Raw genomic sequence first — 15,096 nt, 5'->3', positions numbered from 1 at the left:
CGTTATTTTCGCTCAATTAAAATCAATGTCAGGTCATCCTCGAAATCAGCCCGTTGATTGGCCTCCACCAGTCGTTCGACAAAGGCAGGAAAAAACTGTTCGGTAGTTTCGGCATCTACTGAGGAGGCAAGTTCTATCAAATTGGCAGTATCATGTTTGGCTTTGTGTCGTTCGACTGTACTTAGTATTCCGTCCGAATACATCATGATCCAGTCTCCTGGGTGTAATGTCGTGGTCGTTTGGTAATAGCCGCTATCGTTCATCATTCCGCAAGGTAGTGATTTATCACCGTCAGGCTGTAGTTCTGACCAAAGGCCGTTATGTCGAATTAGCATGTTGGGTAGACCTGCATAAGCATATGTCCAGGTGCCGTCTAAATCGTTGAAGGTGCCAGCCGCTGCGGTTGCCAGTGCAGGAATGTCATCAGTATTGTAGATTAATGCATTGATTTCAGCCAATAATGATTGGTTGTCAGGTTGGCTCGCGAGTCGACCCATAGACCCAAGCAGTCGAGCCGAGAGCCTTGATGCCGCTTCGCCATGGCCTCTGGCATCAATCAGGACAAATTTACTTTTCATCTGATGTCCGCAAACGGTCACATAGTGAATATCACCCCCGGATAGTGCCCCATGGTGTGGTATAGATAGGATGTGACATCCTAGGCCTGGTGTTGTAAAGCCATCTATGACAAAGGCGTTGTTACCCGCAATCTGTGAGCAGGTTTCCAGCTTCGGATTTATAAAGGTTAGAGCGGCATATTTTTTCTGTTCCAGCCACTCTTGTAATTGATTATTCATTTGACTTCCCTGACTTGATGTAAAGCAAATTTTGTTTTGGTAGATTGCTCTTTGTGATTAAATAGAGGTGGTAAGTTGAGTTAACCAGTCAGGTAAAATTCGCAGAATTAAGGTTTCAATATTTTTATCTGCTCCTGTGATGATCAGCACTCCCATCGCCAACAATAGACCGCCCAGAACTTTTTTACCGGCTTTGCCTGCGATCAACATACGATCCCTGAATTTCATCATTGCTTGACGTGAAAGCATGCCCAGCAGAATTAGCGGTATTCCAGCGCCCACCCCGAACAGCGCCATCATCAAACTGGCATGTACGAGGTCTTGCCCTTGACTTGCCAGTGTAATCGTGGCTCCCAATGTTGGCCCAACGCATGGACTCCATACCACCCCTAGCAGCATGCCAAGTGCAAACTGACCTGATAGCCCGTCTCCAGAAACATGACTCATCAGGGATTGCCCAGGGCCGCTGAGTCTGGAAGCCGCTAATGCAAAGCGTTCCTGAAGTACGGGCATAAGGAGCAATGTGCCGAAAAGAATCAGTAGTGCTGCGCCCATGTTGCGAATCACGTCTTGATCTAACCCGATAGCGGATCCTAGGCTGATAACCAATACGCCAACTACAGTAAACGATAATGCCAATCCGGTAGCCAGCGCGTAAGGGCCAAAGCGGTGCGTCATCAGTGACGAGCCAATTAAGATGGGAATTAATGGTAGTACACAGGGCGACAGCGTAGAAAGTGTACCTGCAGCGGCACTAAGTCCGTAAGTGCCTAATTCAGCAATCCCTAATTCAGCAATCATGGTGCTCTCCTAGATCGCTTTTTTTAACAGATTTTCGACACCATCATGTGTCGTATCGCCAAGACTGCGCGCAATTTCCTTACCATTTTTAAAAATGATTAGTGTGCTTTGTATGGAGACGTGCAACGCTCTCACAATGTCTTTCTGGTTATCGAAATCAACACGTAGTGCGGTGATGTTCCGATAAGGCGCTTCATTGAGCAGCGCATCAGTAACATATGCCTGTGCCCGGCAGGTTGAGCACCAATCGGCATGCACTTCTACAAGTATAGGTTTTCCCGTTGCGTTCAACTTGTTAAATGTGGACTGAGAGTAGGTCTGTGGTTCTGCCAACGCGCTTGTGGCAAACAATATGGACAGTAAGGATATAAAACGCAAGAATGATTTCATCATGAGGTCCTTTTAATAGTTAAAAGGATTAGTCGTCAATTCAACGACTTTATTACAACCATTTCCAGATATTATGAAGATTCAAAATGTTCGAATTTCCGTGATGTTGGATTTAAAAAATGAAGTGGCGAAACTTATCTGTTATCACCAGCCTTAAATTTTAATGGAATAACTTAAGTAAATCAGGGCTAGAAATACCAGCCCTGATTTTGATGAAGCATGCAGAGTTGAGGTGCTGCATACTTATTGACCAGATTGTTTATTTAACCATCGGTTAAAATCTCCCTGAGCAATTGGTAGCGTCACTAATACTGGTGCGCTTTGCTCGAAAGTAATCGTTTCTACTTTGCGGTTATAGCCACCAGAACCTAAATCTGCTGCCATTGTAGTATTTGTGAAAGCCAGAGCTAAGCATAGTAATCCAGCTGATGTACTTAAATTTTTCTGTAACCTTAACATGATATTCTCCTATCGTTTGTAAAATTACCCTTTCGGGATTCTTGGGGTGTTGCATTGTTGCTCCCCGTAATGAATAGTCGATTTCAACTCAAAATGATTACGCTGATGGCATGAAATATATTTTGTAAATTTCCGTAATAAAACCAGTGATGCTACGACTACCCATTAAGGTGATGCAGAGCAATGGTTAAACTGTATTTCCTAGTTAAAATTTAGAAATCACACAATTTCAGGAGAATGAAAATGGACGACAAAGCAGCGCAAATAAACACACAAGATGAAAATGTATCTGATGAAAACAAGGCTCAAGATTTGGCTGCTTCAATTCAGGATTTGATTGCCAAAGAAGCTTACTATTTAGCAGAAAAACGTGGTTTTTCACCTGATTATGAGTTGCAGGACTGGCTTGAAGCAGAGTCATTAGTCTTGGCACAGTCACCACTTTAAATGTGACGCATGGTGGTTTTATTTAAAGCCACCAGTTTTTCCTTGTATCTCAATACTAATGCAAAATAGGAGATTAACATGACTTGCGTACTTCCACAGTTAGTGCATTTGGGGCGTGATGTTTGCAACAATCTGGAGCAAGCAGAGCGACGAGAATGGTGGTTGGCCAATGGTTTGGGCGGCTATGCTGGCGGTACCGTGGCCGGCACACTGACTAGACGTTACCATGGCATGTTAATAACCCCGCTCACCGGCCCTCATCATGGTGTGCTTCAGCGGCATTTGCTGTTTGCAAAAGTTGATGCAGAATTGCTTGATGGTGATCGCGTTATTCCCCTCAATACGAATCGTTGGGGGAGTGGTGCGATTGAACCGCGTGGCCATTTAAATATTGAGTCATTTCATATGGATGGTCGCATGCCCGTATGGCGCTACTCTTTTGAAGGGCTTTTGATTGAGGCGCGTATCTGGATGGAGCCTGGAAAACCAAGTTCCTATATGGCTTGGCGTTTACTGGATAATCCTGAAGATCGTGAAGTGTATTTAAGGACGCGCCTGTTGGTCAATGTGCGTGACCATCACGGCAACACGCAGACCGATCAATGCACACCTGAAATAACTGTTTATGAAAATGAGCTGGACGTAAAACAAGATGATTTATATACGCTACATTTTAACTCCCGTTGTGGGCAAGTTGAAGCAGCAAACTATTGGGTGCTGGATTTTGATTTGCCCAGAGAGCGTGAACGCGGCTTAGCAGACCGTGATAGTCAGTTGTGTGTTGGGCACATTACGTTTCCATTGCATGCAGGCAATTGGATGGGTATGGTGGCTTCACTGGTAGAAGATGCATCGCCTTATGTGATGGAGGCCATGGATCGCTTTGTTGCGCATGAAAAAATGTTGCTCACACAGCCAAAGTATATTGTACCTGAACTTGCCGATGTGCCACGCTGGATTAATCAACTGGTCATGGCGGCTGATAGCTTTGTTGTGAATATTGCCATTAACAATACACAGGAGCGCACTGCCATCATTGCGGGTTACCCATGGTTTGGGGAATGGGGTCGCGACACGATGATTTCCCTGCCAGGTTTGCTATTGGCAACTGGGCGCTATGCTCAGGCACGCCGTCTTTTGAGCAGTTATCTGCCCTTGGTGAATTGCGGCATGCTGCCCAATTATTTTCCTAGGGATAATGATACCCCACAATACAACACCGTGGACGCTGCGCTATGGTACATCGAAGCCTGGCGCGCTTATGTGGAAATTCACAATGAACGTCAGTTGCTCATGGATGCCTGGCCTAAATTGCAGGAGATTATCCAGTACTATCGCGATGGTACACGTTACAACATCAAGATGGATGAGACAGATGGCCTGATTTACGCAGGCGAAGCGGGTGTGCAACTCACCTGGATGGATGCCAAAGTAGGTGATACCGTTATCACGCCACGCATTGGCAAGCCTGTGGAAGTGAATGCGCTTTGGTATAACGCACTGATGACCATGGCGCAGTTTGCACAATGCCTAGGGCATCAAGAAGAATCTGCCACCTATGCTGCGATGGCAGCGCATACCAAAAAAGGTTTTCAGCGCTTCATCAACGTAGAGCATGAATGTCTTCATGATGTTTTAGATGGCCCGGAAGGCAATGATGGTCGGATTCGACCAAACCAGATTTTTGCCGTAAGTTTGCATTTCAGTCCTTTAGATGCAAGTGCTCAATGCCACATAGTAGAAATATGCGCCAGTCATCTATTAACGTCTTTTGGTTTACGCACGCTAGATCCTAACCATCCGGAATATCGCCCTTATTATGAAGGCGATGTTTGGGCGCGCGATAGCGCCTATCATCAAGGCACCGTGTGGGCTTGGTTGCTTGGCCATTACGCACTTGCCGAATATCGCGTGAGTGGCGATGCAAATCAAGCCCTTTTACGCTTAGAACCTATGCAGGAACATCTTAATGATGCAGGGCTGGGCACAGTTAGCGAGATTTTTGATGGGGATGCGCCGCACACACCACGTGGCTGTCCTGCACAGGCTTGGTCGGTGGCTTGCACACTGGAGGCCTGGTGGAAATTGCAACATGCCTTACGCGTCAATCATCAAGGGGGAAAATAAATGGATGCTGCTAAAAATAAGCCTGATACAAGCTTGCTCGGAAAGGTAGGTATGTTTGCTCAACATCTATTTCACGGTGACCTTGCGGCTACCGAACGGCAGCGCCTGGAAGCGCAACGCCAAGGCCAGGAAAACTGGCGCTTGTGGGGGCCATATCTGGCCGAACGTGCGTGGGGTACGGTGCGTGAAGATTATAGTGCTGACGGCACGGCGTGGGAGCATTTTAGCCATGACCAATCACGTGCTCGCGCTTATCGCTGGAGTGAAGATGGCTTGGGCGGCATTTGTGACGAGCAGCAACGGTTATGCTTTGCGCTTACCTTGTGGAACGGCGTTGACCCTATTTTGAAAGAGCGTGCGTTTGGTCTCACCGGTAATCAGGGCAACCATGGTGAAGATGTAAAAGAAGCCTATTTTTACCTTGACGCTACGCCTAGCCACAGCTTCTTGCGCTACCACTACAAATATCCGCAGCGTGCTTTTCCCTACAGCCAGCTGGTAGAAGAGAACGCACGTCGCACACGTGATGATCCTCCTTATAATTTAATAGACACGGGCGCTTTTGCAGATAATCACTATTGGGATATTGAAGTGGCTTACGCTAAAGCAGATGTTGGTCAAATACATGTCCGCATCACAGCAAGCAATCGTGGGGCGGAAGCCGCTGTGCTGCATCTGTTGCCCACCTTGTGGTGTAGAAATACTTGGGGCTGGGGTGAGGGCGCAGAAGGCAAGCCTGAGTTGATGCTTGGTAAAACCCCTTTGGGCGCAGCATGGGCAGTGCGCGCAGTGGTTGATGGATTAGGAGAATACTATTGCTACGGACGTGAAGTCGCACAACCTTTGTTTACCGAGAACGATAGCAACACACAGGCGCTTTGGGGGCAGCCCAATCGTGCGCCATATGTAAAAAACGCCTTTCATCACCGCGTGGTGCATGGTGATGAGCAAGCAGTCAATCCAGCACACACTGGCACCAAGTTCGCCGCTTGGCATACACATATGGTAGAAGCTCATCAGTCGGTTACGTTGGAATTGGTGTTGTCAGACAAGGCCCTCAATGGGCCGTTCTCCGTGACGGCTGAAGTGTTTAATCAACGTGAGGTCGAAGCGAATGCGTTTTACCGTAGCCTGCTGCCAGCAGAGACTGCAAGCGATGAGGCGCGTAATATTTTGCGCCAAGCTCTGGCTGGCATGATTTGGAATAAACAGTTCTATCATTTTGATGTGGCACGCTGGCTGGACGGCGATATTGTCCAACCACCTGAATCTCGCAAAACTGGTCGCAACCGTCAGTGGCGACATTTTCATGCCGCAGACGTGATGTCTGTCCCCGATAGTTGGGAGTTTCCTTGGTTTGCCGCTTGGGACTTGGCATTTCATACCATACCTTTGGCTTTGGTAGATATTGACTTCGCCAAGCAGCAGCTCGAAATTCTGTTACGTGAAGACACCCTGCACCCCAATGGCCAGATACCAGCCTATGAATGGGCCTTTGGTGATGTTAATCCACCGGTGCATGCCATGGCTGTACTCAAAGTGTTTCGCATGGAACGTGAGCAGCGTGGCCATGGCGACCTGGGATTTTTACGTCGCGCCATGCATAAGCTTTTGCTTAACTACACCTGGTGGCTCAATGCTAAGGATGCCGATGGCAATGGCGTGTTTGAAGGTGGTTTTCTGGGTCTGGATAACATCTCGGTATATGACCGCTCGCAGCCCCTACCAGAAGGCTACCGATTGAAACAGGCTGATGCTACTGGCTGGGTGGCGATGTTTGCCCTTAACATGACTATGATTGCGCTGGAGTTAGCGACTGAAGAGCCAGATTATGAAGATATTGCCCTGCAGTGCTACAGCCAGTTTTTGAGTATGGCCAATGTCATGGCAGGCAATGTAGATGGCAGCCCTTCACTATGGGATAGCGATGACGGTTTCTTTAAGGATATTCTGATTACGCCAGATGGTAGTCGTCATCGCATTGATGTGTTTTCCATGGTGGGAATTATTCCACTGTTCGCTTGCGAAGTGGTTGAACCACGTTTACTAAAAACCTCACCCAGATTTGAAAAAATGCTAATGGCGCACATGGGCGGCATGTTCGACGGACACACCATTTGCGCCTGCCCTGCCCACACCAACGAGCGCGGCGAGCATCTGTTATCGCTGGCAAACCACCTCATGCTGCCGCCAGTGCTCAAGCACTTAATGAATGAAAATGAGTTTCTCTCACCACACGGCATCCGCAGCGTGAGTCGCATCCATACTATGCATCATGATTTAGGCTGGCTTCCAGCCATCGGTCGCGCGCTGATTGAATACCTGCCAGGCGAATCCAACACAGGGTTATTTGGCGGCAACTCTAACTGGCGCGGGCCAGTATGGATGCCTGTCAATTATCTTTTGATTGAAACCATGATGAAGTTCCACCATTACATGGGCGAAAATTTCAAAGTTGAAGTGCCGTACCTGGATAATCGTGAGATGACGCTGCACGAAGTTTCCTGTTTGCTGGCCGACCGTATCGCTGGCGTCTTTCAGCGTGACACAGGTGGCAATATTGCGGCTTTCACCACTGATAGTCCATTTCAATCAGACCCGCACTGGCAAAATTTATTGCAGTTTAATGAGTATTACCATGGTGAAACGGGACAGGGACTGGGTGCCTCTCACCAAACTGGCTGGACAGGGCTAGTTGCAAATTTACTTCTAATGAGACAACAAAAGGGCGATTAAGCGATATTGATAGGCAGCACGATTACACTTGGCAATATGGTTGCAAGAAATTGTAAGGGTTGTGTATTATCTCCTAAAAAAGCCACTCATAATCCTTCAAAAAGGCCACCTATAATTACACTTAGTAGCCATTCAGAATTCGTCATATTGAGATTAGCGACCGTCTCAAGGGCCTCATCTGCTGACGTAGGAAAATTGCTCAGAAAAAACTTCGACATACTTTTTACTTGAAGACGTAAATGAATATGTTATTTCATCATGGCGAAAGTATGAAAAGAAACTGTTTACAACCTCTTCCTTAAAACTTAATTCTAAAGATATTTTAAGTGAGATTGTATTAATGGAAATGTAGTATGTAGCCTATGCTGAATCTATATTACTATTCTCCACCTAATGGCTCATACCCCGCATTAACTTGTTTATGTTCTAGAGATGTAACTAGCTTAGTGAGATTTTGATTGAGCTCTTCAAGAGTAATTGGATCGAGCCTCATGAGTGCATCTGGCAATATTCCACGGTATGGGGGTGGGGATTTTTCTAAAGCGGCTTGTCCTTTTGGTGTTATTTCAAGATATACAACGCGCCGATCTTCTGTGCTTCTTGTTCTCAAAACGTAACCACTGGATTCGAGCTTTTCCATCAAATTGCTTGCTGTAGACTGATGCACTGCCATTGCTTTAGCCAAACCAGATACTGTTAATTTTTCAGACTCGGCAATTTCCGCAAGCGCCCACAGAGATGCGCCTCCTACTCCGGCTTTCTTCTCGATTTCATGGAAATGCCGATTGGCGGACTTAAATACAATACGAAAAAGTGCCAAGGTATCTAGTGCTGATTTTGAATTGTTTAAAGTAATCATAGCAAGATTATTGCTTGATTCTGCTAACCTGACAAGTGACAAAGATAAAAGTGACTGCCAGCAAAAAGAAAGCGTGTATAAAGCCCCATGGAAGGGCTTTATACACGCGATACTAATTTAAACCTTTAGATTCTAGTGACACGACTCACTGGGTAGTAATTATTGTACAAATGTATTTTTCTGTCAATATTTGCTTAACTAGCAAAATATTACTTTGTCTTTAGTTTGTAACTCGCGTTAATTGAATATCAGCAAGCGTTGCATAAAGCGGGGGGCTAAATATTCTCGCTGTTAATGAAGCAATCATGGTCACTGCCATTAAACTAATCACCATCTCATGCCCATCAATCATTTCCATTACGATAATGAATGATGTTAGAGGTGCTTGCGTTGCCGCAGATAAAAACCCTGCCATGCATAACGCGATAATTGCAGTTGGTAAATGATTGTGCCCAAACAAAGGTAGCAGGTCATGTCCTATACCCGCACCAATGGACAATGAGGGTGCAAATATCCCACCAGGAATACCGCTTAGGTAGGTAAAAATAGTCGCTAGGTATTTAACAGGAGCATATTGCCAGCTATCGACACTACCACCTTTCAATAACTCCTGAGTGTATGCATATCCAGAACCGTGTGCAGCACCAGCGCTGATTACGCCTAGCATAGCAACCAATAAGCCACAAAACCCAGCCCACCATAGCGGATGCAGTAGGCGAAATGTTCCTAGGCGTCCCTTTAGCCGAGTTGATGACTCAATCAATGTTCTACTAAAAACACCACCAAATAGTCCGCAAACAACTCCGCATACAATGACTGGTAGGATAATAGCTCGATCAACGACCCCTACAGCTAGATTCCCAAAATAGGTATAGTTACCTTGTATAGAGATTGATACAAGTCCGGCCAATACAATTGCAGTGATCACAACCCCATTTGTCTTTTGCTCAAAGCGTCGCCCCAACTCTTCAATGGCAAACACCACACCCGCTAACGGGGTATTAAATGCAGCCGAGATGCCTGCTGCACCGCCAGCTAAAATGAGATGTTTAGGGTGTACAGAAAATCCGACAGGTAAAAATCGACGAAAGGCATGCATGATGCTTGCGCCTACTTGAACCGATGGTCCTTCTCTTCCAGCAGAAAACCCAGCAGCTAATGCACCAACGCCAAGTACAACTTTGCCAAAGGCTAACTTAAGGGACACAAAAGATGAAAGTGGGGTGTTTTGGTTTTCTACATGCAGTGCAGCTATGGTTTGCGGAATACCGCTCCCTCCTGCACCCGTAAACCAACGATTTGTGATCCAAACAATCAGCATGCCTGCAAGTGGTGTTAATACTATAGGAGCCCACCAATATGATTTTTGTATTAAAAAGAACATGGCAATGGCGTGCTCAGATGCTTTGGCAAAAAGCACTACGATTAATCCAGCTGTTGCAGCTGCAGTCCAGACAATCAGTCGACCACGCCAAGCATCAAGATTTGTTAGTTTAAAAGTTTGAAATGTAGCTAGAATATCACTGAGAGTTGGCATGATTTCTTACTTTGCTTAGAAGCATATTCTAACGAATAGGGACAAAGATTACTCCACAGAATAAGTGATATCAGCACGACGATTTTCTGCCCATGAAGTTTCGTCATCCCCCAATGCTTTGGGTTTTTCTTCTCCAAAGCTCACAGTTTCGATCTGTTTGTCAGATACACCATAAATATTCATTGCATTTTTAACTGCAACTGCACGTTTCTGACCTAATGAAAGATTGTACTCTCGGCTTCCTCGGTCATCGGCATTACCCTCTAACCGAACACTAGCATTAGGATGCTCCGATAAATATTTCGCATGCGCCTCAATCAACGATCTAAATTCTGGATTAATGTCAAATTTATCAAAAGCAAAATATACGCTGCGTTTGTATAAGATGTTGCTTGGGTCATTTAATGGATTTTCGGCAATTTTTTTATTCTCAATTGGCGCTGTTGAAGCATTAACCGATGGTGATTCAGCAACAGGCTGCTGAGTCTGCGCCTGAACTGGTGCCGCAACTTTTGGTGCTGAGTCCGGTTGAAGCTTAGTGCCTGCACAAGCTGATAATAACGCTGGGATTAATGCAAAAATCAATCTGTATTTCATTGTAATACATCCTTTAATTAAAATTAAAACACAATTATAATTGTACAAATTGTATTTATGCAAATATATTTAGCATATAGCTCGATGCACTAACGAAAAACTCTTTCGTTTTAATAATTATTTTCATGGTTAATTTAACCATGATTCGTTTCATAGATTTCTTAATATTAAGGGAGGAGTATTCATGAACATTACTTATGATTTGATCTTGGACGTAACTCAAGATGACTGCCCAGTGCCAACAATTAAAACTAAAGAGGTGCTAGACACTCTTACTTCTGGGTATACATTGAAGGTTGTCACTAACAAAGAAGGTACTATTAACAATTTGCGCACTTTAGTAAAAAACAACGCTTATGAGTTGCTAAAAGAGTCAAAATCTGACGACCTGTTTAATTTTTATATTAAAAAGCTGTAATTTTGATTGAGTAACAACTTCTTCATCACTAAATTAGAGATATTGAAATCTGCCGTTAACAACAGATTCCATTGGACAGCTCAACAGTAGCACCTTCCTCAATACAGCGCGAGAAAGTCTGACAATTGTCGGATGGGTTGCTATGTAGCGACCGTTGCAAATATTTCTTTATGACTGGTGGCCGCTCGTCCGAAAAATTCGTGTTTATTAGACTCTAGGTCACGCTCATATTCGGGTGTTGCAAAGTTAATGCGAGACACTTGCTCTTCGAATCTTAGTCACAGTATTGAATGCATCATTAATCTCTGAGCTACTAAAACTAATTGCCAAGATTAACAGTATCCATATAGGTGCACACATGGCATTGCTGACTAAAGCTCATAACTCCTTAATCAGTCTGCCAAATAATAGCTTCACTACCCCAATTTATTATCGGCAATATGATATTTTGGGTCTTCCATAACGTTTACCTCAATCATACCTTTAGCATTCTCTAGCAACTCTAAGCAATCTTGGCTCAGGTGTTTCAAATGTAGCTTTTTACCTAGAGAGTGATACCTAACAGCCAGCGTATCTATGGCAACTAGTGCTGAGTGATCCGCCACGCGAGCATTTCTAAAGTCAATCACTACTTCGTCTGGGTCGTTGATCGGTGAAAACAGATTCTGAAATGCTGAAATAGATGCGAAAAACAAGCTGCCCTGCAACTCATATACTTTCCAGCCTTTTTCATCTACAAAGGTATTTACGCTGATTTGTTTGGCATGTTCCCAAGCAAATACCAGTGCGGCAACAATGACACCTACAATCACGGCGACGGCTAAATCTGTAATGACTGTTGTAACGGTTACTAATAGAGCCACAAAAAGATCTGATTTCGGCACTTTGCCAAACAATCTAAAACTACCCCATTCAAAGGTTTTTTCTGCCACCACAAACATCACACCAATCAGCGCCGCCAATGGAATCATTTCAATCCAATGGGATGCAAACAGAATAAATGAAAGTAGGAATATAGCAGTTGCAATGCCTGATAGTCTTTTAAGTGCGCCGTTATTTACGTTAATCATGCTTTGACCAATCATGGCGCAACCACCCATGCCGCCAAAGAAGCCAGTGACAACGTTAGCAACACCTTGTGCCAGTGATTCACGATTAGGTTTGCCTCTAGTATCGGTCATATCATCAATCAGATTAAGCGTAAGCAAGGTTTCAATCAAACCGATGGCTGCTAAAATTAATGCGTAAGGAAAGATAATCCTGAATGTTTCAACATTGAACGGTACAGCGGGTAAATGGAAACTTGGCAGACCACCAGCAATAGAGCCTAAATCTCCCACTGTTTTGGTGTCAATGCCTAAAAATGGAACACCGAATGACACCACCATGATAGCCGCAAGTGTTGAAGGAATAGCCTTTGTGATTCTAGGTAATAGATAGATGATAGCGACGGTGAGTGCAATCAATGCCGCCATAATAAAAAGGGGTTCACCGCTCATCCATGCTGTCGTGCCATCTGCTGCGACTGTTTTAAAATGACCGAACTGCGCCAAGAAGATAACAATAGCCAGACCATTCACAAAACCCAACATGACGGGATGAGGCACCATCCGAATAAACTTGCCCAATTTTGCTACGGCAAACAGCATTTGCAGCATGCCCATCAGCACGACGGTAGCGAAAAGGTACTCAACGCCATGCTGAACCACTAAAGCCACCATCACTACAGCGAGTGCCCCAGTGGCGCCAGAAATCATGCCTGGACGACCACCAAAGGTTGATGTAATAAATGCAACAATAACTGCTGCATATAAACCAGTGAGCGGTGAAACGTGAGCAATCAGTGCGAAGGCAATCGCTTCTGGCACCATCGCTAATGCAACAGTTAAGCCACTTAATAAATTTGTTTTTATTTCTTGCAGATTGACTGCTTTAAGATTGATTGTAGACAAACGTGTTTCCCCAATACGATAAAATCGCTGCCTGCCTATGCTGGCTATGAGACGCAATAACGACTTTTTTAAGATGAATATGTACCTGCTTGACTAAATTTGCAGAGCAGATTGAATGAAGTGAGGCAGAGAAATTACATTGGTATAAGGCTGAATTGATTTAAGTAATGCGTTCATTATAACATTTATGAGGCCAATTTTTATTGGCTGCATAGCGCATCATTGTGAGTTTAATAAACGCAAGTGATTCTTGCGAAACTATAACGATGGTTGCGATGTCACAGAAACTGTGGGGAGCATATTATGGACCGCCGTCAATTTCTTCGTCGTACATTTTTATTTGGTACAACAGGATTGCTGGTTAGCAATCTTTTAACTGTTTTTGCTAATGCAGCCAATATCGTGAAGCTATTATTAAAATCCAAATTAGAGTGGAAAACCTTGTTGCCTGCTGACCGTTATGGCGTGCTGTTTGAGGAAGATACCGAGCGTTCAGGCTCCAGCCCGCTTAACCATGAAAAGCGCGTTGGCACATTTATTTGCGCCGCATGCCACCTGCCATTGTTTGATAGCGCGAAGAAATTTGACAGCGGCACAGGCTGGCCAAGCTTTTTCGATCACCTCCCGAATGCATTGTTAACAAAAACGGATTTGAAGCTGGTTTGGCTGCGTACTGAATATCATTGCGCCCGCTGTGGCGGCCATCAAGACCATGTGTTTAATGATGGGCCCAAACCGACTGGGCTGCGTTATTGCAATAATGGTCTAGCGCTTCAATTTGTGCCCAGCACCGAAAAATTACCGGAGTTACGGACATGAAAACGAAGCCCATATTAATCAAATTAGCCCTAACCATTTTCACATACTTGACGGTAGCGTTAAGCATGACAGCGCTCGCGGCAGAGCAAGCCCCATTGTCGGCATCGGCATCTAGCCACACTGCCACAGCAATTTTTGCTGGAGGGTGTTACTGGTGCGTAGAGGCGGATTTTGAAAAACTGCCAGGTGTGATTGGCGCCGAGTCCGGCTTCACTGCCGGCAAGGTCGTTAATCCCACCTACGAGCAAGTAAGCGCTGGTTGGACTGGGCACGCCGAGGCAGTGCGCGTGACTTACGATCCAGCCAAAGTAAGTTATGCGCAATTAGTTGATTATTTTTGGCACCACATTGACCCGACAGTGAAAGATCGGCAATTTTGTGATGTTGGCACACAGTATCGCACGGGTATTTATTGGCAGAGCGAGGGTGAACATCAAGTGTCAGAATCCAGCCGTGATGCATTATTAAAAAGTGGCAAGTTGTCAAAAATCTATACTGAAATTATTGCGGCTACCGAATTTTACCCCGCCGAGGAATATCATCAGGATTACTACAAAAAAAATCCGATTCGCTATGCCTACTATCGCAAAGGTTGTGGCAGGGATGCACGTGTGCATGACGTTTGGGGTGGCAATTAGGCACTACTGTTTTTAATTTTGTAAGTTTTATTTTGGAGAACACCATGCAGCTTTCTATAAAACACATTCATTACATCATGTTTGTTGGGCTTATGTCAGTTTTACAGCCTGTCTTTGCCGCAGAGCCAACCGTTATTACATTAACGCAGACTGGCTGCCAGTTCCTGGAAAGCGAGAACGGTGTTGACCGCGGTTTTCACACCATAAAGGCTGAAGACTGTAACGCCATTAATGCAAAGACAGGTAAGGGCCGGCTGGCTGAGGCAAAAGTGCTTAAGCTTAAGCCTGGTAAATACGTATTCCGTGTTGCCAACAAGAACGTGCCCTATGAACTCGGCTTTTGGCTGCGCGGTGCAACGCTTGCGCAACGTGCTTTATTGCCTAGCGTGTCGGGCGGTGGTCTGCTACAAGGTAAAGTACAGGATTATGCAATATATTTGAAAGCAGGCGAGTACGTTTACTCATGCCCGCTTAATCCGACACCAGATTATAAATTGATGGTTAGTTAAAACTGGTTAA

The 15,096-nt window shown here is 45.0% G+C and carries 15 protein-coding genes; 7 read left to right on the top strand and 8 right to left on the bottom strand.

Features of this window, described 5'->3' with window-relative positions; translation table 11 throughout:
• Positions 1-2: 2 nt before the first annotated feature.
• From PSV17_RS07685 to PSV17_RS07670, 4 genes are all read right to left on the bottom strand, one after another.
• Entirely contained in the window at positions 3-599 is a 597-nt protein-coding gene (locus PSV17_RS07685) for a PP2C family protein-serine/threonine phosphatase (RefSeq protein ID WP_300481231.1), read from the bottom strand.
• Positions 600-854: 255 nt separating this feature from the next.
• Positions 855-1,598, bottom strand: a complete 744-nt coding sequence (locus PSV17_RS07680) for a cytochrome c biogenesis CcdA family protein (RefSeq protein WP_300481228.1) — start codon at positions 1,596-1,598, stop codon at positions 855-857.
• A gap of 9 nt (positions 1,599-1,607) precedes the next feature.
• Positions 1,608-1,991, bottom strand: coding sequence for a thioredoxin family protein (locus PSV17_RS07675; protein WP_300481226.1), 384 nt, complete (start codon positions 1,989-1,991; stop codon positions 1,608-1,610).
• Between the two features lie 240 nt (positions 1,992-2,231).
• Positions 2,232-2,447: a hypothetical protein gene (locus tag PSV17_RS07670; protein ID WP_300481224.1), complete on the bottom strand. Its 216-nt coding sequence runs from the start codon at positions 2,445-2,447 to the stop codon at positions 2,232-2,234.
• Positions 2,448-2,690: 243 nt separating this feature from the next.
• Between PSV17_RS07670 and PSV17_RS07665 the strand changes: the two genes are divergently transcribed.
• The 3 genes from PSV17_RS07665 to PSV17_RS07655 all read left to right on the top strand — a co-directional run bounded on the left by PSV17_RS07665 (position 2,691) and on the right by PSV17_RS07655 (position 7,757).
• A complete protein-coding gene (locus PSV17_RS07665) occupies positions 2,691-2,894 on the top strand; it encodes a DUF2934 domain-containing protein (protein WP_300481220.1) in 204 nt (67 codons plus the stop codon).
• A gap of 78 nt (positions 2,895-2,972) precedes the next feature.
• Complete coding sequence (locus tag PSV17_RS07660; protein ID WP_300481218.1) at positions 2,973-5,021, top strand: amylo-alpha-1,6-glucosidase; 2,049 nt, start codon at positions 2,973-2,975, stop codon at positions 5,019-5,021.
• Positions 5,022-7,757, top strand: coding sequence for a glucosidase (locus PSV17_RS07655; RefSeq protein ID WP_300481216.1), 2,736 nt, complete (start codon positions 5,022-5,024; stop codon positions 7,755-7,757).
• A 379-nt stretch (positions 7,758-8,136) separates the two neighbouring features.
• Here PSV17_RS07655 and PSV17_RS07650 read toward each other — a convergent pair whose 3' ends face one another.
• The 3 genes from PSV17_RS07650 to pal all read right to left on the bottom strand — a co-directional run bounded on the left by PSV17_RS07650 (position 8,137) and on the right by pal (position 10,750).
• Positions 8,137-8,616, bottom strand: a complete 480-nt coding sequence (locus tag PSV17_RS07650; protein WP_300481215.1) for a MarR family transcriptional regulator — start codon at positions 8,614-8,616, stop codon at positions 8,137-8,139.
• A 220-nt stretch (positions 8,617-8,836) separates the two neighbouring features.
• Entirely contained in the window at positions 8,837-10,153 is a 1,317-nt protein-coding gene (locus PSV17_RS07645; RefSeq protein WP_300481214.1) for a chloride channel protein, read from the bottom strand.
• Positions 10,154-10,201: 48 nt separating this feature from the next.
• A complete protein-coding gene (pal, locus tag PSV17_RS07640; protein ID WP_300481211.1) occupies positions 10,202-10,750 on the bottom strand; it encodes a peptidoglycan-associated lipoprotein Pal in 549 nt (182 codons plus the stop codon).
• Between the two features lie 184 nt (positions 10,751-10,934).
• On the opposite strand from pal, the gene PSV17_RS07635 reads away from it, so the two are divergent.
• On the top strand, positions 10,935-11,168 hold the full coding sequence (locus tag PSV17_RS07635) for a sulfurtransferase TusA family protein (protein WP_300481209.1): 234 nt from the start codon (positions 10,935-10,937) through the stop codon (positions 11,166-11,168).
• A gap of 416 nt (positions 11,169-11,584) precedes the next feature.
• On the opposite strand, the gene PSV17_RS07630 is transcribed toward PSV17_RS07635, so the two are convergent.
• Positions 11,585-13,120, bottom strand: coding sequence for a SulP family inorganic anion transporter (locus PSV17_RS07630; protein ID WP_300481207.1), 1,536 nt, complete (start codon positions 13,118-13,120; stop codon positions 11,585-11,587).
• Between the two features lie 303 nt (positions 13,121-13,423).
• Between PSV17_RS07630 and msrB the strand changes: the two genes are divergently transcribed.
• The 3 genes from msrB to PSV17_RS07615 are packed head-to-tail and all read left to right on the top strand — an operon-like array spanning position 13,424 to position 15,086.
• Positions 13,424-13,939, top strand: a complete 516-nt coding sequence (msrB, locus tag PSV17_RS07625) for a peptide-methionine (R)-S-oxide reductase MsrB (RefSeq protein ID WP_300481204.1) — start codon at positions 13,424-13,426, stop codon at positions 13,937-13,939.
• A complete protein-coding gene (msrA, locus tag PSV17_RS07620; RefSeq protein ID WP_300481202.1) occupies positions 13,936-14,577 on the top strand; it encodes a peptide-methionine (S)-S-oxide reductase MsrA in 642 nt (213 codons plus the stop codon). The genes msrB and msrA overlap by 4 nt, the downstream gene beginning before the upstream one ends.
• A 44-nt stretch (positions 14,578-14,621) precedes the next feature.
• Complete coding sequence (locus PSV17_RS07615; RefSeq protein ID WP_300481200.1) at positions 14,622-15,086, top strand: hypothetical protein; 465 nt, start codon at positions 14,622-14,624, stop codon at positions 15,084-15,086.
• Positions 15,087-15,096 lie beyond the last annotated feature (10 nt).

Origin of the sequence: Methylotenera sp., assembly GCF_029946165.1 — a bacterium.
Classification (GTDB): Bacteria; Pseudomonadota; Gammaproteobacteria; order Burkholderiales; family Methylophilaceae; genus Methylotenera.
Note: the sequence above shows the minus strand (reverse complement) of the source record. Positions and strands in the feature narration are given on the sequence as shown.